The following is a 26,669-nucleotide window of genomic DNA, read 5'->3' on the forward strand; positions in this document are numbered from 1 at the left end:
AGCGACGTCGTATCTGCCGAGCAGCAGACCGCGGGGGAGCATGGTGACGGGCGTGGGGGCCTGTCAGGTGCGGCTCGGTGCCGGCTTGGGCTTGGAGACAGGCGTTGCTGCGGGGCGGGGGAGCAGGAGCGGGGTCGCCAGCAGGAGCAGGCCGGCCAGGCCGATGGCGGTGCGCGGGCCGAGCAGGGCGCCGAGTACGCCCCAGACGGCTGTCAGGAGTGCGGTCGAGGCTTTTGTCGTCACCGCCCAGGCGGACAGGGTGCGGGCGACCCGGTCGGTTGGCGTGCGTTCGAGGCGGTAGGTGGTTGAGACGGGGTTGAAGACCCCGCAGCAGAAGATGAGTCCGAGCTCGACGCCTATCACCAGCAGCAGCCCGCCGGTGCCCGGCCCCAGGAAGGCCAGGCCGATGGGCCAGATTGCGCGCAGCGCCCCGGCCGCGATGAGGACCTGGTGCTGTCCGAACCGGGTGACGAGGGGTCGGGCCAGTCGGGAACCGAGCAGCCCGCCGATCGAGGGCGCGGCGAAGGCGAGGCCGTACTGCCACGGGGTGAACCCGAGTCGGCCGAGCATGAGGACGGCCAGCAGCGGCTGGGCGGCCATGAGCAGGCCGTTGAACAAGGCGGTGTTGAAGAACAGCGGTCGCAGCATCGCGTCGGCGAGGATGTACCGCCAGCCGTCGAGCAGGTCCCGGGCCCGCATACGCGCGGCCTTACGGCGCTCGGGCAGCGGCTCGTGCCCGCCTGTTGCGCGGATGCCGAGGGCCGAGAGCAGGTAGCTGACCGCGTCGGCCACCACCGTCGCCACCGGACCGAGGAGCCCGATCGCCGCGCCGCCCAGCGGTGGTCCGATGATCGTGGTCGTCCAGGCCGTGGATTCGAACCGGGCGCTTGCGACGAGCAGGTCCTCGGCCGGCAGCAGCGTCTTGAGGTACGCGCCGGAGGCGGCGCGGAAGGTGATGTCGGCCGCCGCGACGACGACCGACACCAGCAGGAGCTGAAGGAAGGTGAGCACGTCGAGCGCGAACGCGGCGGGGATCGTCAGCAGCGCCGCGAACCGCACCAGGTCCATCGAGATCAGCACCGGCCGCTTGCGGCGGAACTCCACCCACGGGCCGAGCGGTACCGCCACGGCCGCTCCCACCGCAGACCCCACGCAGGAGAGCGCGGCGACCTCGGCCGGACCGACGTGCAGCACCTGGATGGCGATCAGCGGGAACGCGCCGAAGGCGAGCCATGTGCCGAGCGCGCTGGTTCCGTACGCTGCCCACAGCCACCCGAACTGCCGCCCCAGCCGATGTCCGAGCAGATGTCCAGGCAGACGTCCCGGCAGACGTCCCAGCCGGTGCCCGCTCCTCATGCCCGCCCCCTCGCCGCTCACCCGCACAACCAATCCGCGACCGGAAACATCAAAGCGGGCACCACAGGCGGGGATCAAACAACCGCGAGGCCACCTGGCCACAACCAACGGTTGTACCCGTAGGGTCTCGTACGTGGATCTCGACATCGTCCGGACCTTCGTCGCCGCCGCCGACGCGGGGCAGTTCCAGGAGGCGGCCGCCGAGTTGGCGGTCACCCAGCAGGCCGTCTCCAAGCGCATCGCCGCGCTGGAGCGCAACCTCGGCGTGCGGCTGTTCACCCGCACCGCGCGCGGTGCCGAGCTCACCATCGACGGGCAGGCGTTCTTGCCCCACGCGCGCGAGCTGCTGCGCGTCGCCGAGCGCGCGGTCGCGTCCGTGCGTACCGGCCGCCGTCCGCTGCGCGTCGACGTGATCGCCTCGCGCGGCGCGCCGTCGGGCCTGATGCGCGGCTTCCACCACGCGCACCCCGAGATCGACCTCGACGTGGTGATGCTGCTCGACATCGAGACGGCCGTCGCCGCCATCCGCTCTGGTGCGATCGACGCGTCCTTCCGCGCCGTCGCCGCGCCCGGCCGGCCTCTTGCCGAGGACATCGCGTCCGTCCGGGTCCTCGACGAGCCGCTGCAGCTCCTCACCGGCCCCGCCCACGCGCTGGCGGGCGCCCGGTCGGTGACCGTTGCTCAGCTCGTCGGCCACCGGATCTGGATGCCCGGCATCGTCCCCGGTACGGAGTGGGCCGCCTACTACGACGACCTCGTCGCCGAGTTCGGCCTCACCATCGAGGCGACCGGCCCCAACTTCGGCTCCGACGCGCTCCTGGACACGGTCGCCGACACCCCGGCCCTGGCCACCTTCATGGGCGCGCACACCCGCCTCGTCTGGCCCGACGGCCACGGCCTGCGCCGCATCCCGGTGACCGACCCGACACCCGTCTACCCGCACTCGCTCCTCTGGCACCGCGACAACCCCCACCCGGCGCTGGTCACCCTCCGCGCCCAGCTCGCCGCCACAGCAGCCGGCCACGACGCTGCCGGGACTTGGGCGCCGGGCTGGGGGATGGCACGCTGAAAGTCGCCACGTCTGCGATCACCGTGGCCGGATCGGCGGAGGGTGACTCGGGAGACGCGCGAGAAAGGTCCTGGAGCCGATCGGACGAGGCCATCGGCACATTCCGGCTCGCCCCTTCCGTACGCCTCACCCCGGACAACCCTCGCTCTTGATCGGCGGCACAGGCCGGTGCGGGCCGTCCATTGAGCCGCCGAGCGAACTGTCCCCGCTGTCCGGGCTCGGCGCCGGGCTGTTGTCCACGTCGGCGGTCCGGTGCAGCTGCTCCAGGTACGAGGACCACGCGCTCCGGGGCCTTCAGGAGCGTCACCGGGCCAACACGCTGAACATGACAGCGAAGGCGAAGTGGACAGCCCACTCGGCAGCCGCCCGGGCGGCTCCCGTTCCGCGCCGCCGCAGCCGGTTGTGCAGGCGCTTGAAGACGAGCCGACCTGATGGGACCGAATTCCCGTAGATCGCGTCAAGAAGGGATCAAAGATCCACTTGATCACCGAGCGGAAGGGTATGCCGCTCTCCATCGGCACCTCTCCGCCGCTAACACCCATGACAGCCAGGGCCTCGAGCCGCTGGTGCGGGGCATCCCGCCGATCCGCTCCCAGCGTGGACCGCGTCGCCGACAGCCCGCCAAGCTCCACGCTGACAAGGGGTACGACTACGACTACGACTACCTGCGTGGCTGGCTCCGGTCCCGGAACGGTGTGCCGCATATCGCCTGCATGGGGCATCGAGTCCTCTCAGCGGCTGGGTCGCCACCGTTGGGCCGTAGAGCGCACGGTGGCGTGGCCGGCCGGGTGTCGCCGGATCCGTAAGGCAATCCGATCGGCCCCATGCGGCGCCGGCCAACCGCTGAGTGCCGCGCCCCACCTACGAGGCATCCCAACCGGTCCGCGACCCTTCCAGGACCGGATGTCCGGAAAGCAGCGGCGCGTGACGCTGCGTCAACTCCACACTATTGCGTAGCGATCGAATCCTGCCGCCGCCGACACCCGTTCCGGTCCTCGGCGGCCATGAGAGTCAGGGCGCAAGGGCGCTGCCCCGTTGAGAGGGCGGCTGGCGGACCACACGGGGGATCACCTTGACGGAGCATGAAGACGCACACAGGCCCCCGACGGGCCAGCCACAGCAGGATTCCCCCGACGGACCGCCGTCCGGCACTTTCGGGCCGCCGCTCCCAGCCCCTCCGGCCGCCCCACCCCAGTACTCCGCATATGCCGCTCCGCCCGGCGCGTTTGGGCCACCGCCGCAGGGCCCGCCCCAGCAGGGCATACCCTTCGCATCGCCCTCCCCTTACGGTGCCCCCCACGGCGCCCCGTACGGCTCGCCGTTTCCGCCGCCGGGCGGGCAGGGACGGCGACTGCTGCCCGCCGAGCGGCGAGGGCGCTTCCTGCTCTTCGGCGGCATCGGTGTGCTGATCGTCGCGCTGCTGGCCGGGCTGCTGGTCTGGAACAACGCCTCGGGCTCAAAGGCGCCGGAGGCCAAGCGGGACCTGGGGCCGTTCCGGCAGGCCGTGGCCGCGCTGGCCGATTCTCCCGGCCTGCGATACCAGGACTCCGTCGTCGGCCTGATGAAGCGGGACATCACTGTCACGGCCTCCGGCAGCAGCTTCGGCACCAGCGGCTTGGGCAGCGGCGGACTTGACCGCGAGATCCTGCACATCGGTGGCAGGACCTTCACCCGGTACAAGGGCCTGGCCCAGGGCACGGAGCCAGGCGCGGAAGCCTCCGGCAGATGGGCGGTCGCGGAGGAGAGCGGCGTCCGCGAGACGCAGGAGGTCGTCGAACGCAGGCCGTCCCCGGCCCTGCTCGCGATCCAGCTCGCCAAGGCCCTGAACGCGCTGGAGAACACGCCTGCTCCCAGCGAATCCGCCAAGCCGCCCACGGTGAACGGCACACCCGCCCTCGCGGTGGACACCTCGATGGGCCGTCTCCTCGTCACTGGGAAGAAGCCCCACCGGGTGCTGCGCATGGAGCCCTACGGCCCCTCCTGGCCGGCCGAGGCCTCCGGTGGCGCGACTGAGCCGGCCTCAGCCCGGTTCGCTCACGCCACGGCCCAGAGAGCCGCCTCGGACGAGGACCCTTCCGAAAGCCCCGAGGTGACGGACGGCCCACTCAAGGGCAGCGATTCCGACGGCCTGGACCTGGCGCCCGTCACCGGGGATGCCGCCGACACCATGTTCGACACCCTGGAGAAGCAGGCAAAGGAGCTGAACAACGCCACCGACAGTGGCATCACCCTGAACCTCAGCGGTTCGGGAACGGTGCACTGTGGCTCAGGCGGGTGCACAGCCAGGAACAGCTTCTCCGGGCAGATCACCACCAGCGCCAAGAGCCGTCTGGTGGACGGCAAGGTCACCGCGGTGATGACCGCTTCCTTCAGCATCGACGGCAGGCCCGCGGGCCAGTGCACCAGCCCGCAAAGCTCGTTCGCGGTCAGCAGCACCAGCGTCTCCGGCAGCCTGTCCTGTTCCAACCCTGGCGCCGGTCCCACCTTCGCCTCGGTCGAGGCGCAGAAGAAGGCCGAGGCACGGGCCCGCTCCCGGGCCAGCGGCGGCCGCCCGGTTCAGTATCAGGTCCCCTACCGCGCCGACACCCTGATCACCGCCCGTGCCCTGGCGACGATCGAGGTCAAGCGGTTGGTCGACAAGGTGCGGCAGGAACGCGACGGCGCGAACTGCCCCACCTCCCGCGGCGCCTCGGGGGCGACCCACCACATCCCCGGCATCCTCGAGGACCCGGTCCGAGGCGGCGTCCAGGAAGTCCGGTACCCCGCAGCCTTGGCAGGCCACAACCGGTCGACCTGGCCTGCGGCGCAGACCGCCGGTGACGAAGACTGTGTGAACTGGTCGGCCAAGAGCGTGAAGACCTTCGGGCACAGCTTCAAGACCCACGGCGCAGGCGCGAAGAACACGAAGAAGCTGACCGATCGCGCCCGAAGCACCGGCAACCAGCAGGGCCAGTGGCTGGACGACGACGCCGCCGCGCAGTTCCTGCGCAGCGCCCACGTACCCGGCTCCGGCACCCGCAAGGTGCCCATCCCGGAAGGGCTCGGACAGGTAATCATGCCGGACGGAACCATCGTCCCTGCCCGGGCGGCTACCCTCGTCCCGGGCCCGGGCGGGCTCTACCGCACGGCATACCCGGTCGTTGACCTGGAATAGGAAACTTGAGGTCATGAGCTTTTCGGTATCGTTCCGCCCACCTGTACCCAGGGGCGCCCCTGCCGGCGCCCCGGTCCCTTCGGAACCGGACGAGGAGTACGAAACCCTGGTCATGCAGGCGTGCGAAGCCCTCGCCGAGGCCGGGAACGGCAGCTTCCACATGAGCGGCTTCGGTACGCCAGAGTGGCCGCTCGACGTGGCGTACGACCTGTCCGCGTTCATGGAGCAGTTCCCGGATCTGCTTGCGGGGCTGAGGGCACATCGGGAGGTGGAGATCGACCTCTACTCCCAGGGCATCGAGAGAACGCTGACTTTCCGCCCGGAAGGCAGGGCCGTGGCCATTCATTGCGCCTCGCGCACACAGTGGGTACCGGACCCGGAGTGGGAGCGAATTTCCCAGGGCGAACTCATGGCCATGCTGACCACGCTGGCCGCCGACTTCGCCGACGGCCTGGCGGCAGTCGACCCTGGCCTGGCAAGGGCCGCCCCCTTCCATGAGTGGCGCCAACGGGGGAACCGGCAAACGGGCCGCGCCGATGGCACCGGCTGACCCGCGAACCGTGCGGACGTAGCCGCCTGCTTACCCGTCAGACATTCCCCTCGCACCCGGCGGAAACGGTAGCCGCTGCAAGCAAGGAATCGGCTCGCCCTCGGCTGCTGCAGGCAGCCCCTGCCCCCGACACGTCAGTGAGCGCTACTCGGTGTTCCACATCTGAACGACGCTTCACGGAAGCTTGGTCGCGACCCGCCAGAACTCGGACCTGAGCACGGCTGGTGGCTGCAGACCTGAGTTTGAGGAGCCTTGTGGGAGTACAGTCTCCCGCCAACGCATGACGGTGTCGATGCCGAGGACGACGAGGAGCAGCGGCATCGATTGGTACAACTGGGGGGCGGAGATGGCTCGATCATCGAGAACCCCGCGGAGCCTGCCGGGGCACCCCGTCCCGGAGGAACCACGCCGGGACATCGGCGCGGTCTTCGCCCTGGAGAGGGTGCTGTCGATTTCCGAGAGGATCGTGGCGTCGTCGCCGAGGCGCTGTGCGCCTTCGTGCAGCGCAATTCGGGCTTAGTAGGCGCGGACTTGCGGCGAGCCGATCCAACGGGGACCTGGCTGGCGGGAGCGGCGCTCATAGAGGCCAACTTGCAACAAGCCGATCTTCGGACGGCGGTCTTTTGGTACGCCCGCCTCGATCACGCTGACCTGCGCGCGACGGATCTCAGCGGAGCTGACTTGACCGGCGCAGTCCTTGATGGCGCACGATTCGACCTGGTCGGCCTGCGCGGTGCCGACCTTGCGTTGCCTCGGCTGGCTGGCTCCTGCGTGGCTTCACCCGGCCAAGGTTTGTGACCGTGCTTCGCTGATGACTGCATCCTCCTCGACCTCGACGATGACATCGCCGCAGACTTCGTCGACGGACTTAAGGGGAGGCGCTGGAGCACGCCATCGACTCGATGAGGAGTGCGTTCCAGCGGGTGCTGAGTTCCGGCACGCGCGTGGATGGCCGCGACGGTGCGGAGACACTGACCGCTGTCCCATCGTGAGCTGGATGGGACAGCTCTTCGTCGTGAGGATTCAGGGCGGCGGCGCCTGCCGGGGCGATGACGCCGGCGTCGAAAAAGAAGGCGATCTGGTCGTCGCACAGGTCATGCGGGGCGGCCCAGTCGGCAACGAGCAGCGAGCTGAGTTCGACGGTGGGGTTGGCCAGGGGGAGGCGTCTGGCCCTCTCTCAGCCTGGCTCCGCTTGACCTTGACACAGTGACAAGGTCTTCACTCCGTCAAGGAGGTGGTCCCGATGACCATGCCGAAACAGGACACGAACACGATGCGAGCTCTCCAAGGGCTGGAGAACAACAGCTCGTCGGTCCGGCTGCAGGCAGCGCTGGCGGTCGGCACGACTCCGGACCCGGGGTTCATCGGCAAGCTCATCGAGCGATGCGCGATCGAACCCGAGTTCTACGTGCGCGAAATGCTGACGTGGGCACTCACCCGCCACGCGGCATCGATGACACTCCCGGTGCTTCTCGACGAAGTCCGCTCGGAGCGTGCGCAGGCACGGAGCCAGGCGTTGCACACACTGTCCAAGATCGGGGATCGGCGAGCGTGGCCGGCGATCACACCGGCGCTGGTGTCCGACGCCGACGACGAGGTGGCCCGGAGCGCCTGGCGGGCAGCGATCGTGCTCGTGCCCGAAGGTGAGGAGCGCGAGTTGGCCGTAGTGTTGGCGACACAGCTCGGGCGCGGCGAACGCGAGACGCAGCTGAGCCTCAGCCGGGCGTTGATCGCGCTCGGGGACGTGATGACGTCCTGGCCGGTCCCGTTGTCTTGTCCGTCTGCTGTCCGACCCCAGTGGCTGCTGGCGAGCCGTTTTCCCATCCCTGGCCGAGTGCAACGATCGGGCTGGTTCGGCAGTCGTAGGGAGTGACACACATCTGTCTCTCGCGCCGGCCACCAACTGCCGTCACTTGTGCGGTGGTTGGTGGCAGGGACTGTCATCCCTGGGAGGATTCATGAGCCGCTTCGCCGTACGACCTGGCAACAGACCAAGCGGCAGGCGTGGCATCGCCCTGCCCGTCACCGCCGTACGTGCCCTTCGTCGCAAGCCCGTTGGTCGTGCGTCCAGCCGTGGTGTCGTGGTGGGGGCCGTCGCCGTTCTGCTGGCGGGTGCCGGCGCCTCGGCCGATGCCGCCGCCGAGTCCGCGTCCAGTGTCCCGGTGGTCAGCGGTGCCACCGTCAACTCCGGACATGACGTCATCGTGGGTGTCACGCACGATGTGGTGTTCCCGGTCACGGTCACCGGATCGGATGACTCCGGTCTGTCTTTCGCCGATGTGGATCTGAAGGGGCCGCACGGCGGTTTCTATACCACCGACGCGTTCTGCGAGACCGCGACGGCATGCACGACGGTGTTCACCGTCAACGCCCACCCGGCCTCGGGCAGCGACGACCTGGTGGACCTGACCAACGCCAGTGCGGGGACATGGTCGGTCGACGCCTTGGTCGACGCCAACGACGGCGATTCGGTCTTTGCCCCTGGCGTGGGGGCGTTCGGCCTCAAGCGTGCCGCGCGGCTCACGGTCAACGCGTCACCAGAACCGGTGGCCAAGGGCGCTCGTATCACCGTCACCGGCAAGCTCGTGCGGGCCAACTGGGACACCTACCGGTATGCGGGATACGCGGGCCAGGCCGTGAAACTGCAGTTCCGCCCGAAGGGCAGCAGCACCTACACCACTGTGGCCACGGTGAACACCGGCAACACCGGTACTTTGCGCACCACGGTCAAGGCGGCCAAGGACGGCTACTGGCGTTGGAACTTCACCGGCACCACCACCACTGGCCCGGCCAAGGCCACCGGCGACTACGTCGAAGTACGTCCCTGATCCGGCAAGCACCACCATGAGCAACCGATGCGGCCCGGCCCGGAGGGATCCGGCACCTCGCATCGAACTCCGAAGCGCAGAGCATCAAGTGGGCGTGGCGGCAGGGGGGCTGTGGAGCACCCGGAGCTGCCATGTGTCCGGGCTCTGCAGGGATCGACCGGCCGCCGGGTGGGTCAGGGGTGCACGGGGAACGCTGACTGGAAGGCCAGGCGACGGTCGGCGTCCGCGCCGAGGCGCGTGAGGAGGTCGTCGACCGCCAGGTACTCCTCCCAGGGCTCCCGCCCTGTCGCGTTGGCCAGCGCCCGGACGAGTTTGTCCTCGAGGTCGGGTACTCGTTTGTCCTTCCATACCTTGTCTGCCGTGCTGACCAGGAGGTCCTCGGTGGTCACGGCGGGGCCGGCCCAGCTTCCATGCGTGGCCGCGAACCGGGCCAGGGCCGGTGTGAAGCCATGGTCGAGAAGGAGGTTGCGACCGGCTTCCTCGTGTCGTGAGCCGGGCCCGGTGAGTTCCTCGGGGTGCAAGGTCTTGCCTATGTCGTGGGTCGCCGCACCGAGGAGTACGGCGTCACGGTCGACGGCCAGGTCCGGGTGGCGGTCCCGCACCCAGTCGACCAGTTCAACCGCAACGTCGTGAACGGCGCGCAGGTGCGCTGCCAGTCGGGGAGGGGCGCCCAGGGAATGCAGGAGCGCTGCCACCAGGGGCGGCAGTGGCCGCAGCGGCGGCTCGCCCGGGGCGTCGAGGGCACGAGACAGCAGGTCCGAGGGCATAGAGGTCATCGCGGTGACGTTACCGGGCCGAGCGTCCCGAAGGCGGGGTTCTGAGCGACCCGCGGCCGCGAGATGTGTAGGTGGTTTTCCGCTGTTCCACCCGCTTTCCAGTGCGCTTGCGGGTGCGGCAGCGGTGCGCCGCTTCAGTGGTTCGCGGGTGCCGGTGATGCCGAGTGAGTGGTCTGTTTGGTCATGTACGCGGGTGAGGGAGGCGCTTGTTGTCCAGGGCAGGAGGAGAGCCCGCTGGACCGGCTGCCGGTGCAGCCGACCCCGGGCGGCTACCTGATGGTGCAGGCCGACGCGGAGATCCGCCGCACCACCGGCCGCCGGCTCGATCGGGACAACCCCCGACCACGTCGACCTCAACGGCCGGTTCGCCTTCGAAGTCATCCGGGCCTCCGACACCCGTCGGCCTCTTCCAGCTCGAAAACTCTGGCCAGCAGGAGCTCGTGGGGCGGCTGCAGCCGCGGCACATGCAGGACGTCATCGCCGACATCTCGTTGTTCCGGACCGGCCTCCTCCAGGGCGGCATGCCCGCGCTGTTCGCCGCCGCGCGGCACGCCGCACCCTGGCACGGCGCCGCATCCCGGCATGGCGCCGCACCCCGCTACCCGCACCCGGACCTGGAGCCGATCCTCAACGCCACGTACGGAGTGGTGATCTGGCACGAACAGATCATCGCCATCCTGTCGAAGATGACCGGCTGCGACCGCGGCGCCGGCGCCATCGTCAGCTCGCATTCCCGGTCACCATGTGGTCGCGCGGGACCAGATGATCAATTCCAAGGGGTGAGCGCTGCGAGCCGACGGCTACGATCAGGCGTGAGATGTGGGGGCTTTGGGAGGGCGGCCTGTGGGTGCCATGGCGGGTCTCGGACGTCGGGGATTGCTCGCGCTCGGAGCGGTGACGCTGCTTGCGGCGTGCACGGCGAATTCGAAGAGCGCAGATGACGCCGAGGTTCGCACCGACCTGGAGCCTCTGGAACGTAGGTTCGCCGGCCTCGGCCCGCTGTCAGGTGCGCACTGGCTCGGCATCGTACTTGGCACCGATTCACGGGGGTCCATTCCGGGCCCCACCGATGTGCGCCTCGTGGGAACCGCCCAGCTGAGAGCGGGGACCGTTGCCGCCGTCACGGGGGCTTCGCAGCATAGCTTTCAGCCAGAGCTGCCAACTCAGCTCCCTGAAAAACTGGCCGAGTTTGTGCCCAAGGATGCACGGTGGGTTCGGAGTGATTCCTTCGACCACGACATGACGGCCGGGACGTACACCGGCGCGTTCTATCTCGATCCCGGCACGGACACGGTCTACTTCGACACGACCAATCCGAGCGTCCCCGCCAGCTCCGGACCGTGATGGTCCCTCGTTCTTCCTGCGGAGCCGCGACGAAGGCGTCCGGAGTCGGTGTGTGACGATCGAATTGAACACCCTCGCCACCGGCCTGTATGTGAGAACCGACGACTTGCTGAGGGCTGCCCCGCAGCTCGCTCCGTGGCGGGGCGAAGATTCGGGATTGCGCCGCGCCGAGTGACGCGGAACTGGTGCCGCTGGCGGTGGTTCAGGCCCTGTGGGTGGTGGACTCCACCCCCATCGAGTGCGGCCGGTCCCGGGAGACCGCGAAACGGTCCGACTTGGCCGGGCGGGCCGAGTACGGGAACTGCGCAAGCCGCTCAGGCGACTCCTGGGGCCTGCGCCTACACCTGGTCTGCACCCGTCACGATCTGCCCGTCGCCTTCGGCCTGGCCGGTGCCAAGACCCCCAAGCGGCGCGGAGTGCTGCTGGACATCCTCACCGCCGAACCGGCCCTGATCGCCGAACGGCCGGGCCAGACCATCATCGCGGACAAGAAGCACTACGGCCGCGAGTTCGCGCAACAGCTCGCCGACCTTGGAGCCCAACTGCTGCTGCCAGCCCGCAAAGGCGAACTCGAGCGGCCCGGATCAACGCTTTTCGAGCCACCGCGGCAACTGATCGAATCGGTCAACCAGACCCTCGAGGCCCAGCTGGGCCTCGAACACCACGGAGGGCGCACCCCCTGGCGGGGCACCGTCCGAGTCCTCCAACGGTGCCTCGCCCTGACCGGAGCCGTCTGGCACAACGCCCGGACCGATCAACCCGTCCTGCGTTTACTGACCGCCTTCGATCACTGATCTCGGACTCAATCATCTGGGTCGGCGGCGGAGAGCGGCGACAGGCGCGCGGACAGTGTCCGCACCAGGGTCATGGTGCTGAGGCTGAACATCAGGAGGTGGTGCCGTAGACGTCCTCGGTCTCGGACATCACCGGCACGGCCAGCAGGTGGCCCGCGAGGATGCCGAGTGCCGTGCCGACCGCCGCCGGGATCAGCGCCTGGCCCAGGTAGGCCCGCACGACCTGCGCCGGGGTGAAGCTGATGGCCTTGAGGAGGCCGATCCGGCGCAGCCCCGTACCCACGGTGCCGGCAACTACGTTGCCCACGATCAGCACCGACATGACCAGGCCCAGGACGCCGAACGCGAGGAGGAACGGGACATACAGCGCGGTGTCGCGCTCGGCGGACGCCCTGACGGTGAGCCAGGACTGCGTCCCCGTCACTGCCTTGACTCCCGCTGTCACGGCCTTGCGGCCTGCCGAGACCTGTGCGGCGGTGTCGGCGGCGGTGAAGCGGTAGAGCATCTGGTAGCTGCCGGGGCGTTCGGGCGTGCTGAGCTCAGTGACCTGGGCCGGTGTCACCCACGCGTCGGCGCTCTGGGTGACCGAGCGAGCAGCGTCGACCACCTTCAAGGTGGGAGCACCGGGCAGGCCAGGGAAGGTGAGTTCAAGACCGAGGGCGGGGAACGGCGAAGCGTCTGTGTTCAGCACGATGTCGCCGGGGCCAGTGGCCCAGCGCCCAGCGGCCAGAGTGAGGTCGTCGACCGCTCCATCGGGCTCGCCCCGGCCGACGATGGTCATCGGCCACGCTTCCGCGCCGTCGTGGATGCGGGGGGGGTGACCGACACCGCGAGGAACGGGCCTGGCGCAGCTGCCACCCCATCGGCGCGCCCGGTTGCCTCCGCCTGCCCGGCGCTCGTGCGGTCCGCGTCGAACGCGACGGACAGGTGGCGCCGTGCTGCCGGGCGAAGGCGTCGTCGAACGGCGCGCCGGAGACCACCAGCAGCGAGCCTCCCAGGACGGACGCGGCGGCCGCCGTCATCGCGGTCAGGCCGATCACGAGCGTCTGCACCCGGCGTCGTCCCACGCCCGAGCGCACCACCCGGCCCAGCGCGCTCATCGGGCCATCTCCGCGCTGAAGTCGTGGGCGATCCCGCCGTCGACGATCCGGACCTTGCGGTCGGTGCAGGACCGGGCCAGGGCGAGATCGTGAGTGACGACGACCAGGGTCTGGCCCTCGGCGTTGAGGTCCCTGAGCAGTCGGCTGACGTCCTGACCTGCGGCCGTGTCGAGTGCGCCGGTGGGTTCGTCGGCCAGGATCAGCGGCGGCCGGTTCATCAACGCTCTGGCCGGCGCGACGCGCTGGCGTTCACCACCGGACAGGCGCCCCGCGTAGGTGCGGGCGTGCCGGTCGATGCCGAGGGTTTCGAGGAGTTCCGCCGCCCTGCGATGAGCTTCGTCTCGGGGCGGACCGGCCAGCTGCGTGGGAAGCACGATGTTGTCCGCGACAGTCAGGTCGTCGAGCAGGTTGAAGAACTGGAAGACCATGCCGATCTCCGATCGTCGGAAGCGTGCCGCCGCGGCCTCGCCCAACTGGTCGACCGTACGCCGTCCACAGTGACGGTCTCCGTGCCACAGTGACGGTCCCCGTGTCCGGCCGGTCCAGGCCCGCGATCAGATTGAGCACGTGGACTTGCCGCTGCCGGACGGCCCGAGGATCGCGACGGCCTCACCGGGCCACACGGTCAGCGACGCGTCGCGCAGGGCGGGCGGCCCCTCGTCGTATCTGCGGCTCACGTCGCTCAGGTCGATCAACGGCTCGGTCATGAAGGGCTCCTCGGGTCCGCATCTGTGGCGCCCTGGACGCTAAGCGGGCTCCCGCGTCCGGCTCGTGGACGTTGCCGGGGTGCGGAAATGACACTTTCAGCACAGCAGTACCCTCGGCCCGCTGCCGCACCGGGATGATGACTCCGACGCCCCCGTGCATGACGTTCCCGTCCGTCACGCACTCCCAGCGCCCCAGCAGCTCTTCCACGACCTGGCCTCTGAGACTCGCAGTGTCCTGTGTCCTGTGTCCGATGTCGCGATGTCCACACGGCGTGGCGGCGCAGCAGGCGGTGGCCCGGCGCGGTCGAACGACGACCGCTTCAGGGTGATGACCTGCCACCGGCTTGCCATGGCGGCTGAGCGCGATCCGCTCGACACCGTAGGCCACCCGCCCCATCAACTCGGCCAGCTGAAGCCGCGCCTCGGTGAAGGGCGCTGCCTCGGCATCCATGTCTGCACAGGACTGCAGTTCCGTACGATTCGAGATTGTACATTCTTTAAAGAACGTACATAATCGCGATCATGAGTGAGCCACTGCGCCGCAACCGAGGCTTCGTCCTGCTCTGGAGCGCCACCTTGGCCTCGACGCTGGGCTCCCAGGTCGCCTCCGTCGCCTACCCCCTGCTGGCGCTGGAACTGACCGGTTCGGCCGTCCACGCCGGGCTGATCGGCTCTGCCGCGATGGTCGCCGGCATCGCGCTGCGCCTGCCGGCGGGCGCCCTGGTTGATCGGTGGGATCGGCGGCGCACGATGCTCAGCTGCGATCTCATGCGAGCCGCTCTTCTCGCCGCCACCGTTACCGGTTCGCTGCTCGGGTTGCTCGACTGGCGGATGCTGCTGGCCGCGGCTGTGATCAGCGGCGCCTGCGGGGTGTTCTTCCAGCCGGCGGAGACGACGATGCTACGGCGCGTGGTTCCCGCCGAGCACCTGCCTCAGGCCCTCGCGCACAACGAAGCCCGCCAGTACGGAGCCTCGATCGCCGGTCCTCCGCTGGGCGGCCTGCTGTTCAACCTGGGGAGAACGGTCCCTCTTGTCGGAGAGCTCCTGGCTTACCTGCTGTCTTTCGCCGCGGTCCTCGCCATCAAGGACCCGACGCCCGCAGTCCCGGCCGCGGACCGGTCGCGCACGCTCCTGCGCGACATCGCCGAGGGCCTGCGCTGGACCTGGCGGCAGCGGTTCCTGCGCGTCCTGCTGGTGACGGCCGCGGGCTTCAGCCTGGTGTTCTCCGCGCTGACCTTCACCGCGATCGTCGCCGTCCGGCAGAGTGGCGCCGCACCGGCCGATGTCGGCCTGATGATGGCGATCTCCGGCGCCGGAGGCCTGCTGGGTGCGCTGGCCGGCCCCCGGCTGCAGCGGCGCAGCCCGGCGTCGGTCGTCCTGGCGATGTTCTGGGTCGCCGCCGCGGCCATTCCCGCGATGGCCGTCGCTCCCACCGCCTGGGCCATCGGACCGCTGCTGGCCTTGGCGTTCTTCCTGGTCCCGGCGGCCAACGCGATCTTGTACACCTACCAGATGACCATCACGCCCGACCACTTGCAGGGCCGAGTGATCAGCAGCCTCGCCCTCATCGGCAGTGCGGTGACCCCGGTCGGGCCGCTCGCCTCGGGACTGATCTTGGACCGCTGGGGCGCGACGGCCGCCCTGCTGTCGATCGCGTCCGTCATGGCGGTCGCGGCTTTGGGCGCCACGTTGAGTCGCACCATCCGGCATCTGCCCCCGCTGGCCGAGGCCGAGGCAGTGGCTGCGCGTTGAGCGATGCCCTACGAACCATCCTGGATCACGGGGCGGTCCTCGATAACGAAGCGCCCAACCGACCGCCACTGTCCGGCCGGCGACAGCCTGACCCGCGTCGGGCTGCGGGTCACCTGGAGGTGTTGTGCCGTCAGCCGGTCTCGGCGGCCAGAGAGTTGAAGGCGTCCTGCATGACGAGGTCCGTAGCGCCGGGCCGGTCGACCAGGGTGTCGTACAGGTCGGCCAGCAGCCACACCACGAAGCTGTGCGTCACGGCCTCCTTCGCAGGGATGATCCCGAACTGGTCGCGCCAGGCCACCACGTCCATGCCCATCGCGGCGGCCATCAGCACTCCGGTGACCATCGGCACCTGTGCGGGGTCGGCAAGCTTGAAATCGGGGAGCCTGCGGATCACCGCCGGTATCAGATCACTCAGCGGATCAAGACGCCTCTCCTCACCCTCCGAACTGTCCTGCCCGATGATGTGGGTGGTCAGCACACCCACCAGGAAGACCGCGCCCCGGGCGACCTCTCCTTGGCCGTATGAGTCCGTCGCGGCCTTGATCCGCTGCTGCGCCTGTCGGCGGTCCTCCTGCGATGTGCGGTTCTCCAGGATCCGGTACGAGTCCCATGCCGCGCGGACCGCGACGCCTACGACTATTCCGTCGCCGACCACTCCGTCGCTGCTCATGCGCCGACCCTATTGATTGGGTGGCCGGGCCCGACAGAGTGCACCAGGAACCGGCCAGCCCGGCAACGGCCCTCGGCTGCGGTGGGTGTGCGGCACGGTGTGAAGTGGTCTGGCCCGTCGCTCTCCCCGTGGTGACGGGCCAGTGCCGTGTCCATCGGCGAGGGGCATCGCCCTGCCGCTGGGCGGCGGGATTTCTGGTGAGTGTCCAGTGCTATCGGCCGCTCCAGTGGGTGGCGCCGGGTATGGGGGCGGCGATTCAGCGTCGGAGGTGGGACGGCTGGGCGTGGCGGGCGGGGGGGCGATGTGGCGGTGCCGCGTGCGGCGGCGACCGGGGGTGGGGCTGCCCGCGCGCAAGTGCAGGAAGCACCGACAACATGCGACAGTTGACGCCCAAGTCTGTCCGGGACAACGGCGTCGACATCCCTGCCTTCCCCGCCGGACTACGGCTGGGCCCAGCCGTAACCAGCCTCACCTGCTGCTATTCAGCGAACAAGTTGAGGTACCCGGGAATTCAGGCATGGACCAGTTCCAGCGCCTGCTTCAGGTTGTACTCGGCGATGCCCGCCATGAAGGCCCGGTCGGGGAAGTCCCCGTCGAGCAGCCGCAGCGGCCCCGCCGTGAGCGAGAGGCGCTGCGCGAGCATGTACAGCGCGAGCCGGTCCTCGTCCAACCCGTCCACCCCTAGCGGCCGGTAGGCGTCGTGCAGGCGGATCTGTAGAAACACGTGCTCCCACTCGACATCGAAGTACATCAATCCCTCGATATCGATCGCCACGGGGTTCCCGTCCGCGTCCACCAGCACATGGTCGGGCCCCAGTTCGCCGTGCACGACCGCGTACTCCGTGCGCGGCCGCACCGCCGCCGCCAGGCTCAGCAGCCGTTCCTCCAGCCGGTCGCGGGCGTCCGCGATCCGAGGCTCGCGCGAGGCCGCCTCGGCGAGGTCCCGCAGCGCACGGTCGAGAACCACCTCCTCGCACGACGTACCGCGCGACGTTCCTCCTCCGTCGACCACGGCCACCTTGCCGTACGCCGGTGCCCGGTGGCCCCGCATCGCCTCCAGCGACTCCGCGAGCCGGGCCATGACCGGAGCAGCTGCGCGCTGGTCGCGCGCGAGCAACTCCTCCAGGCTCTCGCCCGGAAGGTCCTCGACGATCGCAAGATCGGCCGGGCAGTGGGTGCCCTCGCGGTCGACGAGACGGATCGCCGGGACGCGGACGCCGAGCGCGTCCAGCCGCGCGTGTGCAGCCTCGAACAGATCGAGCCCGAGGCCGGGTGAGAACGGGTCGGTGAGGTCGTCGTCGCCCTCTGACGCCGGCCAGTAGTTCTCGGCGCCGTCCCACAGGTAGGCGATCGCCGTCGTCGCATCGTCCATCACCAGGCGGTACACGCCCTTCTTACTGCCGCCCGCGACCCGCTCGACTGCCTCCAACCGCCGCCCGCCGCCCAGCGCGGCCCGCGCTGCACCTGCCAACTGCTCCCGCGTCACTGACCTGGGTGCCACGTTCCGAACCGCCTCTCCTCCACGACAACCCGCGCACCCTACGGGAGTATCGGCGTGGGGGGCGTCGAGACCGAGCAGTTGGTGCGCTGTCCGGTCTGTGGCCGTCGCTTCGCCCTTGGACACGGCCACCGCCGGGATGCTCGCCATCACCGAGTGAACGCGCCGACGGGATCGAAGCCCCGGTTGCCCCGGTTCCTGTTTCGTCCTCTTCGCGCAATCTCGTTCACACGGACACGACATGTCTACACGACATGTCTACACGACATGTCTACACGACATGTCTACACGACATGTCTACTCAAGGAGACGTCCTGCCCGTCTTGCGCAAGGTTCTACTCACGGCTGCGGCCTTTGCCGACGCATTCATCATTACCCAACCGGCATCCGCCCAGCCCCTCGCACTCGCGTCCTCCGATTCCTCTGCCGGCCCCGGGCTGGCGGCCGCCAGTCGGCACGCCTACGCCGATACGGGCTTCGAAGGCCTGGATCGTTGGTTCGACGGAGGTGTGCGGGAGTGCAAGTACGTCGGCGATACCTGGAACGACCAAATCCGGTCCGCCCGCACGGAGGTTGACCACCGCAGGGTGGAGAGGTGGGACAACGCCGACTGCAACGGGGGTTCGATCGCCATCGACGGTTCCGGCTACCGCAGCATTGGTGCATGGGTCAGCGCCTACCGCATCGTCAACGAGTAGCCAGAGACGTCCGCTGACTGATCTGTGGTGATGGCACATGGTCAGACCGGCGCCTCCGTCGCGCCCGGCACCGCTGTCTGCGGAGGAACTTCCTGCCCGATATGCGACCTCGGTTCGACCGAACCGAGGGTCGACGGCACCTCGCGTACGTGCCCAACATGCCTCAACAACCCGCTGATACCTGTCAGGCGCGGGCTCCTGGGGCCACATGACGAACATGCCTGACGCTCAATCTGCACCCGAGACAAAGGCCCTGCCGCCCGAGTTCGCGGACCGCTTGTTCACCTCACGCGAGCAGGGCGTCACCGAGCAGCAGCTCCAGCAGATCGCGGCCGACGGCTTCGCACGGATGTACTTCCGCAGCAACAACACCCGTGCAGCCGGCCTGTGCGTGGAGTTCACCGACGTGGAGTCCATCGAGATCCAGCTGTAGGTCCGGCCATCACAAGCGCCTCGTCCCTGGCATTGAAGCGACACCGTTGGCGCACTCGTACAGGCCGGGCTCGCCCTGGAGTGGCCATCGCGGTGGGGGAGCGGTAGTCCTGCAACGGCCCCGAACTACTCCTCCCCGGACTCGAAGTCTTCCAGGAAGTAGCTGTCGTGTCGGATGCGAAACTGCTTAAGGTCTTCGCCACCGCGCTGCGCCATTTCCGCGACCCGCTCGAAGTACTCCTCGCGTGGGGCGCCTGGGGAGAAGAGCATGAGCATGGACATAGGCTCGTCGGTCACGTTTTTGAAGGCGTGCAGGCCGCCGACCGGTACGTACAGGAAGTCGCCCGCGCGGCCCGTGACCCACTTCTCGCCGTTGTACAGCTCCAGTTCGCCGGAGAGAATGTAGAAGGACTCCGACATCGCCTTGTGGAAGTGGGTCTTGGCCCCAGCGGACCGTGCACCCAGCTCCACCTTGTACAGGCCGAATTCGCCGCCGGTCGACTCGTTGGTGGCGAGGTAGTGGGTAGAGGCGCCGGGTGAGGAGATGTCCGGTGGGCTGTCGGCCGGGCGGAAGGCCGCTTTCACTTCGCCCTTGTTGCGGTGGTAGCGGGCTTCTGGGTACTCAAGGTATTCCGGGTACGACATGATGCGCTCCCTCTTGGCAGGTTCCACCAGCATGGTGGCTCCCGCATCCAGAAGGGGGCATCGGACTTGCGGATGATCTTGGGTTGGCCCGGGCTGAGGGCTGGGGACCTAGTACTGCAGTGCTAGGTGGTAGGCCGTAGGGCCGCCAGGCGAGACGTTCGTGTGCGGGCTCGCGGAGTGTCGGTCCACCAGGCGTTGAGGCGTTGGAAGTTCATCGCGGTGACCGTGAGCTGGTGTTGTAGCCGGGCTTTGGCCAGGCCGTGATACCGGCATCGCCGCAGGCCGAAGGCGCGGACACCCTGGGAGATCGTGCCTTCGACACCGGCCCGGTGTGCGTACTGTTCCTTCCACTCCTGGGTGTCTTCCTGGGCTCGTGCCTGTTGGATCACCTCGTACTCCGCCTGGGGGCGGAGGGTGATCCGACGGCCCATGTCCCCCTTGCTGTTGGAACGGGTGCGCTGCTCTCGGGTGTTGCAGGGACGGCAGGCAGCTGGCGGGAACCGTGCTCGGACCACGGCCGCCCCGTACTGGGAACGGTCTTCGGCCCAGCGGCTGCTGGTCGCACCGTTGGGGCAGGTTACCTGCCGGTTGTCCAGTCGATGGTGAAGTCGGCCTGGGAGAAGCCGCCGCCGTCCTTGGTCTGCCAGCTGGTGGACGCGAGCATCGGGCCTACCAGGTCGATCTTGTGGTCCCGGCGGGCGGTGACCACTTGTCTGGCTGTCGCGTAGCCGGCGTCGACCAGGTGCCGATCGGGCAGGAGGTCGCGTTTGGCGAGGTGTGCGTGGATCGGGGCGACCAGGCGCACGTCCTGGACGGTGGAGTCGGCTGTGGCGACGTGTGTGATCAGGTTCGAGCTGTCCGGCTCGCAGGTCTCGGTGAGGTGGACCTTGTAGCCGTCCCAGAAGATGCCGCGCTTCACGCTCCCTCGCGCGTCGATGTCGTAGGGGGTGACCAGCCGCTCCGCTCCCGGCGGGCGGTCCTTGAGGTCGCGGCGACGGACCTGCCCCTCGTCGACGAAGTACTGCTGGATCCACATCTGCCGCAGGGTCTGGACCCGGTCGAGCTGCCGCAGGGACGGCGGGGCGTCCGGTCCGTGCAGGGCCGCCAGCAGCCCCAGCCCGTCGGCGCCGATCTGCTCGATCAGCTCCGTCTGTTTCGTCTTCTCCTTGGGCAGGCGGGTGTCCTCGAACCGGATCGCGTATCGGCCGAACCAGTCGGCCGGAGCCCAGCTGGCCAGCCACTCCGGCTCGCGGGCGGCCACGCTGTTCAGCGTGGCCCGCAGGGTCTCACCGAGCCGCACCAGCCCGTTGATCTGCCGCGCGGCGGACAGCACGATCGTGGAGTCCGTGCGCGCACGGCCACCGGCTTTGAGCAAGCCGCACTCCGCAGCGGCCTCCAGAACCCGGTCCAGGAGGCCGATCCCGGCATCTCCCGCGATCAGCCGGTCCCTGAACTCGGTGCGCACCGAGTGGTCGAAACCCGGATCGGTCAGTTCCAGCCCCAGCAGGTACTTCCAGTCCAGCCGCCCGCGCACTGCGTCCGCGGCCTGCCGGTCCGAGAGCCCTCGGCGAACTGCATGACCGACACCAACGCCAACTGGCCCGGCGACCATGCCAGCTTCCCCCTGCTCGAATACTGCCCGGCGAAGTCCGCGTCCGAGAACAGCTCGCCCAGCTCATCTCGGATCCGTATGGCCAGGCTGCCCTTCGGAAACGCGGCCCGTGCCACCCGGGCCGTCTCATCAGGAACCCCGCCGATCTTCCTGGCGTGCAGCGACACCGACACCCTCCCCAGACACAACGTCGGCCTTCACGACCACAACGGGTCATGAAGGCGGACGTCACGCTCGCCCCGGAATTCGCCAACGGTGTCTTGAAGCTGCCGGGCGCGAGGCCTTTCACATTCCTGCGAGGACCGAGCCATGACGCCCAGGCTCAGGGCGACTTCAAGCCCGGTATGCCCCGGCCGGACTCACTTCCTCTCGGCCAGACTCACTCATCCTCCTCACCCGACGGCACTGGCCTGAATCGGAACAGCCGGATGAACACGAGTGCGACAGTGTTCCCGCCTTGAGGAGTCGGTTTACCGGGTTTAACCGATGTGCTTCCCGAAAAGAGTGACGTGCATCACGGTGTGTAGATTCTGACCTGCTGTTTTACGCCCGGCAACGCACTCAGGGTGTAGCCGGTCTGCAGATCGGGAACGTCGCCAAGCGCTGTGCTCCGGCTGCGAGTTACAACGACACGATCACCCGTCGATAGACTCCAAGAACGCGAAAGGAGCCCTGCTTCCCAACGGGTTTCCAGGCCACTGAGTTGGGAGGGCTCCTTGCGTGGTGCCGCAACGCAACGAACGCAACTAACACCAGTACGGAGCTTAGCGTGAATTCACGAGACAAACATCCACGCCCCGTGGACAGATGGCTGGCGTCTATGCGCATTCACCTGCGGAAATGGGGCGATAGCCGTGGACACAGTGTCCACTACCACTTCCTTCAGGGCGTGGCCTACAAGCTGGGCAGCGGCGCCGTGACGCTGCTGATCCTGTGGTGGGAGACCCGCCGCTGATCTCGCTGCGGGCCCGCGCTCACCTGCGGGCCCGCAGCCCCGGCACCATGAGCAGCCATGAGCCGGCCGTCATCCCGCCGGGACGCCGCGCCGCCGGCCCACCAGGACAGGCGCGGCGCGGTGGCCGCGCGGACGGCCTGCCCGAAGCCCACCTGGCCGCACTGCGTGTCCGTACCGCCGAAAATCCTCGCCTGGGCGGCGCCACCGAAGAACGCGAACGAGGCCAGAAGGAACGACCGTGCGCGTTCAGCCGGGCTTGCCCACGCAGGCGGTTGGCGGCGGCCGCGCCCTGCAGTTCCGCCACCGCCACCGCCACCGCCACTGCAAGCGAGCTGGCCGGCTCGATCAACTTCTGCTTGGGCGCGCGAAGGCCGGCCGCGCACCCGGCCCGGCGTCGGTGCCGGCCTCGTCCACATCCCTGTGACCACGAGCGATAGGTGGCCAGGCGACTCCGTAGAGGTGCAGGTCTCACGCTCGCGTCGATTTTTGATCGGCCATTTTGACGAGCGGTAGTTGGCCAATTTTGTGGAGGTTCCAGGCGGTGGACCAGGTCTGTGCCAGGCGGCGGGGCGCGGGGGTCAGCCGCCGACGTGGATGCCGGGGCGGCGGTCGGGGTCGGGTTCGTTGCTGCGGATGATTTCGCGGGTGACGGGGGCGGTGTCGCCGCGGCCGAGCAGGAAGTAGCGGAACATGTGCATGAGGGGGCTGCCCTCGGCCCACGCGAAGTAGCAGTGCGGCTGAACGCCGGTGGCGTTGCGCAGGGCGAGCAGGATTGCGGCGATGGCGTTCGGTGCAGCCGGGGCCTCGGCGCGCAGGATTCGGTAGCCGTCGACTTCGACGCCGCGTACGGCGAGGGTTTCGCTGAAGTCGGACGGGTCGACCACGTCGATTTCCACGAACAGCACGTCGGCCGGGGTGGGCACCGGATTGGTGCCGCGCTGCTCGCGTTCCTTGGCGGAGTACTCGGCGCCGTCGCCGGCCTGGCGGCGGTTGGCGATGATGTTGATGGCGTTGTCGTGGGCGAGGGTGTCGGTGATGAACCGGCGGGCGTCCGGGTCGAAGACGATGCGGTCGGCGCGCAGTTCGGTGGTGCGCGAGACCCGGGAGATCAGCGACACGGCGATGATGCCGGCGATGAACATGCCGGAGATGGTGATGCCGTCGGGCTTGTCGACGATGTTGGCCACCAGGGCGTAGAGCAGGATCGCGGTGAGCAGTGCGAAGCCTGTGGCGGTCGCACGCCGGCGGCGGCGTACGACCGAGACGGTGACGGCGAAGGCGCCGGAGACCATCATGGCCAGGATGCCGGTGGCGTAGGCGCCTGCCTGGGCGTCGACGTCGGCGTCGAACGCGATGGTGATGAGGACACAGAGGACGGTGTAGACGATCACGACCGGGCGTACCGCGCGTCCCCATTCCGGGGCCATGCCGTAGTCGGGAAGGTACCGCGGGACGATGTTGACCAGCCCCGCCATCGCGGACGCGCCCGCGAACCACAGGATGAGGATGGTGCTCACGTCGTAGACGGTGCCGAACGCCTCCCCGACGTTCTCATGGGCCAGCCAGGCCAGGGCCCGGCCGTTGGCCCCGCCACCGGGCTCGAACTCCTTATGAGGAATGAGGACCGTGGTCACGAAGCTCGCGGACAGCAGGTAGACGCTCATGATGAGCGCGGCGGTGGTCAGCAGCGTACGGGTGTTGCGGATCCGCGAGCGCAGCCGCTGCTCGGGATCGGCGCCTACGGCGGACACCAGGGGCATCATGCTCACCCCGGTCTCGAAACCCGACAGACCCAGTACCAGCAGCGGAAACGCCATAAGCGCCGGACCTGCCAGATCACCGAATCCGCCTCCGCCCTCGGCGAGTGCGTCCGTCCACGCCGAGAACGCCCCCGGCGTGGTGAACACGTCGACCAATCCGACGGCGATAACCACCGCGTTGAGCACCAAGAAGACCGCGACCAGCGGGATGGCCACACTGACCGCTTCGCTGAACCCGAGCAGGAACACCCCTCCGAGTACCAGCAACAACGCCACCGTGATGGCGACCTCGTGGCCGTGCAGGGCATGGGGCAGGTAGGGGTTTTCCATCATGTGGACGGAGGCGTCCGCCGCGGACAGAGTGATCGTGATGATCCACGAGGTGGCCACGAAGCCGAGCAGGACCAGCACGAAGAGCTTGCCCCACCAGAACGGCAGCAGATCCTCGAGCATCGCCACCGACCCGGCGCCGTGCGGGCTCTCCCGGGCCACCCGCCGGTACATCGGCAGCATCCCCACCAGCGTCAGCGCCACGATCAGCAGTGTCGCCAACGGCGACACCGCTCCGGCCGCCAGTGCCGCGATCGCCGGCACGTACGCCAGGCTGGAGAAGTAGTCCACCCCCGTCAGGCACATCACCTTCCACCAGGCTTGCGGCTCGGTATGCCCCTCACCCGCCGCCGGCCCGACCGGCTGCACCCGGTGGCGCAGCAACCACCGTGCCAGGCTGCCGTTCGACTGCTCCCGAAGAGCGGGACTGTCCACCACTTCCGGCACGGCCAGTTCGTTCGCGTTCTTCATATCCCCCATCAGCCTTCCTGGTTGCCCAGCGCACCGGTCGCAGCAGGCACCGCACTCACGGCATCGCAACGATCACCGAGTATGCGACCTCTCAGTCGCCCCGACCCCACCGGGGGCGACATACCGCTGCCCGTGCGCATCACCATGCCCGCCGAGGTCTCGGCAGGTGGGAAAGCGGTGACCACGCCTGACTGATCCAGCGGGGCGCCGCCGCCCTCGCCACTTGGGCAGCGACGCAGGCAGGGACAGTCACCGACACTCGCCTCTACAGGAAAGGAAAGGTGACCGTGTCGGGCCTGGGTGTGGCTTCACCCACCACGGACCCGACGCGGCCCCGGATCGACCACGGAGGTCCGCTGCCCACCAACCAAAGGGCCGGACACCGGCCAACCGCAGGCCGTCGGCTAGTGGCTATGGGCCGGTGTGGACCTGCCTGCGGTCTTGGCCTGTTTGGGAGTGGTGGTGCCGGGGGGCGTTGGGCTTGCGGATCAGCGCTTGCAGATAGTGGTTCAGCTCTGGGCGTGAGGTGGGCTTCGTGTTGAGCCGTTCGTGTGTGTGGGGGGGCCTGGTCCCGGTCGTGGATGGCGAGATGGTCGGTGTGGAGTATCACCTGCACTGTCTGGCCGATCGGCTGGATCGGAATCGAGTTGCGGTTGGTCTGCGCGGCGGTCTGGCTGGAGCGGTGGGCCCGTGGTGTGAAGTGCCGGCCTGTCTCGGACGGCTTGGTCGGTAACGGCTTGAGCGACGGCGCTTCAACGGCGGAGTACTTGCCTACCGTCGTCGCCCGTGAGCGGATTCTGCGGCTTTCGTCCTGTGGGTCGCACTGGTCGGTCATTTCGTTGAGTTCGGTCGGCGGGGCGGCCGCGGGAGCGGGGACGAGGTGGTTGCGCCGGATGTATCCGGTCTGTTCTTCGGCGCCGTCCTTGTCGTGGGCGTCTTCGAGTTCTGGTCTGCTGTAGAAGCTCTTGATGCTCCAGTGTGTGCGAAATGCGGTTCACCGCTTGCTGTCCTGGCGGTGCCGGGTGAACCCGGGCTTCTGGGCGACGGCGGTCTTGAGGTTGTCGTGGCGGATGTGGCCGCGAGGGGTGCCGCCCAGCAGGGACAGCGCGTGATCGTGGCCCTCGAAGAATGCCTCCTGGCCGCGGGACGCGAAGACCCGGTGGACCGCTTTGCCGCTTTGCCCGGGTACGGCAGCCGGAAGGGGAACGGATGGCAGCGGGTCGCTGCGCCGGTGAGCGCGATGTGCACGTCTTCGAAGTCCCTTTCTGCCTCGGTGCCCGGCAGATGGGTCTGCGGCACGGACACCTCCACCGGCCCCCGCCCCGCCTCCTGGCGGATCTCCCCACGGCGTGTGGCGATGCAGCCGCGGACCATCTGATAGGGGATCCCCGTCGCGGCGTACTCGTCCAGCAGCCGGTCGAAGACCCGCTTGGCGGTTTGGCGGTGTGCCGCTGCTTCGGCGGAGCGTCCAGATCCCTGTGCAGTATCTCGTCGATCAGCGGCTTGTAGGGACCCCGCCTGGTCGGACGCGGGGGCGGCTTCCTGCGCGGCTCAGACCACATCAGGTCCGGTGCCCTGCGGTCCGTCTGCCAGGTCACCCCGTACTTGCGCTGCAGAGCACGCACCGACATCCTCGCGCGGTGGTCCCGGCGGATCGCCGCGTACAGATCAGCCTTGGGTTTCGGCAGACGCGGTGCCCCCAGCGGGAGAAGCACAGCCATCGTCCCGCCACAAGGCCCCAACTGCCCCTAAAACACAGCGACATCGCTTTTGCCGGAGTAACGGTGACATCCGCGCTCAAGGACAAATGACACTACGACACTATGACTCGCCGGCAGAGCCGGTGGAGAAAGCCAGCTGGTGCATGGATGCCGTCCGGTCCTGGGAACGGGTTTGGGCGGAGCGGTTGGGGTGGGAGTGAGGCGGCGAAGCGTTTTGAGGGCGTTGTCCTCATGCTGGTCACAGCGTGCCGGGTGCTGGCCGATGGGCTACGTCTGTTCATCCCCGATATTGCCACGCGGATCACCGGGCAGCTGATACGGGCCGAGGGGCGTCTTCGCGCAGCACGCCTTCTTCCCTTCGCCTTGAGAGGGGCACGCAGTCAGTGTGATATCCGGTGTTGGAGGGGCCTGGTTGCCCATGGCGGCGGCTGGGATGCCTGGCTGGAT

General features: G+C 68.7%; 19 protein-coding genes and 5 pseudogenes. 14 read left to right on the forward strand and 10 right to left on the reverse strand.

The annotated features are described in order from the left end of the window. Positions 1-63 precede the first annotated feature (63 nt). A complete protein-coding gene (locus PBV52_RS50570) occupies positions 64-1,356 on the reverse strand; it encodes an MFS transporter (protein WP_274249145.1) in 1,293 nt (430 codons plus the stop codon). 133 nt (positions 1,357-1,489) lie between these two features. On the opposite strand from PBV52_RS50570, the gene PBV52_RS50575 reads away from it, so the two are divergent. The 7 genes and pseudogenes from PBV52_RS50575 (at position 1,490) to PBV52_RS50605 (ending at position 8,957) form a co-directional block, all read left to right on the forward strand. After that, positions 1,490-2,425, forward strand: a complete 936-nt coding sequence (locus PBV52_RS50575; RefSeq protein ID WP_274249147.1) for a LysR family transcriptional regulator — start codon at positions 1,490-1,492, stop codon at positions 2,423-2,425. A 419-nt stretch (positions 2,426-2,844) separates the two neighbouring features. Continuing rightward, positions 2,845-3,250, forward strand: a pseudogene (locus PBV52_RS50580) (transposase); the annotation flags it as partial. 247 nt (positions 3,251-3,497) lie between these two features. Further along, positions 3,498-5,579: a hypothetical protein gene (locus PBV52_RS50585; protein ID WP_274249149.1), complete on the forward strand. Its 2,082-nt coding sequence runs from the start codon at positions 3,498-3,500 to the stop codon at positions 5,577-5,579. Positions 5,580-5,592: 13 nt separating this feature from the next. After that, on the forward strand, positions 5,593-6,129 hold the full coding sequence (locus PBV52_RS50590) for a hypothetical protein (RefSeq protein ID WP_274249151.1): 537 nt from the start codon (positions 5,593-5,595) through the stop codon (positions 6,127-6,129). A 498-nt stretch (positions 6,130-6,627) separates the two neighbouring features. Next, entirely contained in the window at positions 6,628-6,927 is a 300-nt protein-coding gene (locus PBV52_RS50595) for a pentapeptide repeat-containing protein (protein WP_274250003.1), read from the forward strand. A 445-nt stretch (positions 6,928-7,372) separates the two neighbouring features. Then, the gene (locus PBV52_RS50600; RefSeq protein ID WP_274250004.1) at positions 7,373-8,002 is read left to right on the forward strand and encodes a HEAT repeat domain-containing protein; all 630 of its coding nucleotides are present in this window, start codon (positions 7,373-7,375) and stop codon (positions 8,000-8,002) included. Positions 8,003-8,087: 85 nt separating this feature from the next. Further along, positions 8,088-8,957, forward strand: a complete 870-nt coding sequence (locus PBV52_RS50605) for a calcium-binding protein (protein ID WP_274249153.1) — start codon at positions 8,088-8,090, stop codon at positions 8,955-8,957. 173 nt (positions 8,958-9,130) lie between these two features. Here PBV52_RS50605 and PBV52_RS50610 read toward each other — a convergent pair whose 3' ends face one another. Beyond that, complete coding sequence (locus PBV52_RS50610; RefSeq protein WP_373922056.1) at positions 9,131-9,724, reverse strand: HD domain-containing protein; 594 nt, start codon at positions 9,722-9,724, stop codon at positions 9,131-9,133. Between the two features lie 237 nt (positions 9,725-9,961). Here PBV52_RS50610 and PBV52_RS50615 point away from each other — a divergent pair. The 3 genes and pseudogenes from PBV52_RS50615 to PBV52_RS50625 all read left to right on the forward strand — a co-directional run. After that, positions 9,962-10,452: pseudogene (locus tag PBV52_RS50615) on the forward strand (DNA polymerase III subunit alpha); the annotation flags it as partial. A 175-nt stretch (positions 10,453-10,627) separates the two neighbouring features. Beyond that, positions 10,628-11,077: a hypothetical protein gene (locus PBV52_RS50620; RefSeq protein WP_274249157.1), complete on the forward strand. Its 450-nt coding sequence runs from the start codon at positions 10,628-10,630 to the stop codon at positions 11,075-11,077. A gap of 197 nt (positions 11,078-11,274) precedes the next feature. After that, positions 11,275-11,871, forward strand: a complete 597-nt coding sequence (locus tag PBV52_RS50625; RefSeq protein WP_274249159.1) for a transposase — start codon at positions 11,275-11,277, stop codon at positions 11,869-11,871. Between the two features lie 91 nt (positions 11,872-11,962). Here the strand turns inward: PBV52_RS50625 and PBV52_RS50630 are convergent, their stop codons facing one another. The 3 genes and pseudogenes from PBV52_RS50630 to PBV52_RS50640 all read right to left on the reverse strand — a co-directional run. Further along, a complete protein-coding gene (locus PBV52_RS50630) occupies positions 11,963-12,652 on the reverse strand; it encodes an FtsX-like permease family protein (protein ID WP_274249161.1) in 690 nt (229 codons plus the stop codon). 315 nt (positions 12,653-12,967) lie between these two features. Continuing rightward, positions 12,968-13,678 (reverse strand): annotated as a pseudogene (locus PBV52_RS50635) (ABC transporter ATP-binding protein). 52 nt (positions 13,679-13,730) lie between these two features. Further along, positions 13,731-13,886 (reverse strand): annotated as a pseudogene (locus PBV52_RS50640) (kinase); the annotation flags it as partial. 314 nt (positions 13,887-14,200) lie between these two features. Here PBV52_RS50640 and PBV52_RS50645 point away from each other — a divergent pair. Continuing rightward, positions 14,201-15,430: an MFS transporter gene (locus PBV52_RS50645; RefSeq protein ID WP_274249163.1), complete on the forward strand. Its 1,230-nt coding sequence runs from the start codon at positions 14,201-14,203 to the stop codon at positions 15,428-15,430. Positions 15,431-15,560: 130 nt separating this feature from the next. On the opposite strand, the gene PBV52_RS50650 is transcribed toward PBV52_RS50645, so the two are convergent. Next, positions 15,561-16,100 carry a hypothetical protein gene (locus PBV52_RS50650; RefSeq protein WP_274249165.1) on the reverse strand — a complete coding sequence of 180 codons (540 nt, stop codon included), beginning with the start codon at positions 16,098-16,100 and terminating at the stop codon, positions 15,561-15,563. Between the two features lie 511 nt (positions 16,101-16,611). Next, a complete protein-coding gene (locus PBV52_RS50655) occupies positions 16,612-17,586 on the reverse strand; it encodes a phosphotransferase family protein (RefSeq protein WP_274250005.1) in 975 nt (324 codons plus the stop codon). Between the two features lie 335 nt (positions 17,587-17,921). Here PBV52_RS50655 and PBV52_RS50660 point away from each other — a divergent pair, with 335 nt between their 5' ends. Both PBV52_RS50660 and PBV52_RS50665 read left to right on the forward strand, forming a co-directional pair. Beyond that, the gene (locus PBV52_RS50660) at positions 17,922-18,296 is read left to right on the forward strand and encodes a peptidase inhibitor family I36 protein (protein ID WP_274249167.1); all 375 of its coding nucleotides are present in this window, start codon (positions 17,922-17,924) and stop codon (positions 18,294-18,296) included. 217 nt (positions 18,297-18,513) lie between these two features. After that, positions 18,514-18,729: a hypothetical protein gene (locus PBV52_RS50665; protein WP_274249169.1), complete on the forward strand. Its 216-nt coding sequence runs from the start codon at positions 18,514-18,516 to the stop codon at positions 18,727-18,729. A gap of 125 nt (positions 18,730-18,854) precedes the next feature. On the opposite strand, the gene PBV52_RS50670 is transcribed toward PBV52_RS50665, so the two are convergent. Further along, positions 18,855-19,373 carry a cupin domain-containing protein gene (locus PBV52_RS50670; RefSeq protein ID WP_274250006.1) on the reverse strand — a complete coding sequence of 173 codons (519 nt, stop codon included), beginning with the start codon at positions 19,371-19,373 and terminating at the stop codon, positions 18,855-18,857. Between the two features lie 122 nt (positions 19,374-19,495). Next, positions 19,496-21,152 (reverse strand): annotated as a pseudogene (locus PBV52_RS50675) (IS1182 family transposase). Between the two features lie 653 nt (positions 21,153-21,805). Between PBV52_RS50675 and PBV52_RS50680 the strand changes: the two are divergent. Continuing rightward, positions 21,806-21,940, forward strand: coding sequence for a hypothetical protein (locus tag PBV52_RS50680; protein WP_274249170.1), 135 nt, complete (start codon positions 21,806-21,808; stop codon positions 21,938-21,940). Between the two features lie 578 nt (positions 21,941-22,518). On the opposite strand, the gene PBV52_RS50685 is transcribed toward PBV52_RS50680, so the two are convergent. After that, the gene (locus PBV52_RS50685; RefSeq protein ID WP_275947772.1) at positions 22,519-24,501 is read right to left on the reverse strand and encodes an amino acid transporter; all 1,983 of its coding nucleotides are present in this window, start codon (positions 24,499-24,501) and stop codon (positions 22,519-22,521) included. Positions 24,502-26,669 lie beyond the last annotated feature (2,168 nt).

This window comes from Streptomyces sp. T12 (assembly GCF_028736035.1).
Classification (GTDB): domain Bacteria; phylum Actinomycetota; class Actinomycetes; order Streptomycetales; family Streptomycetaceae; genus Streptomyces.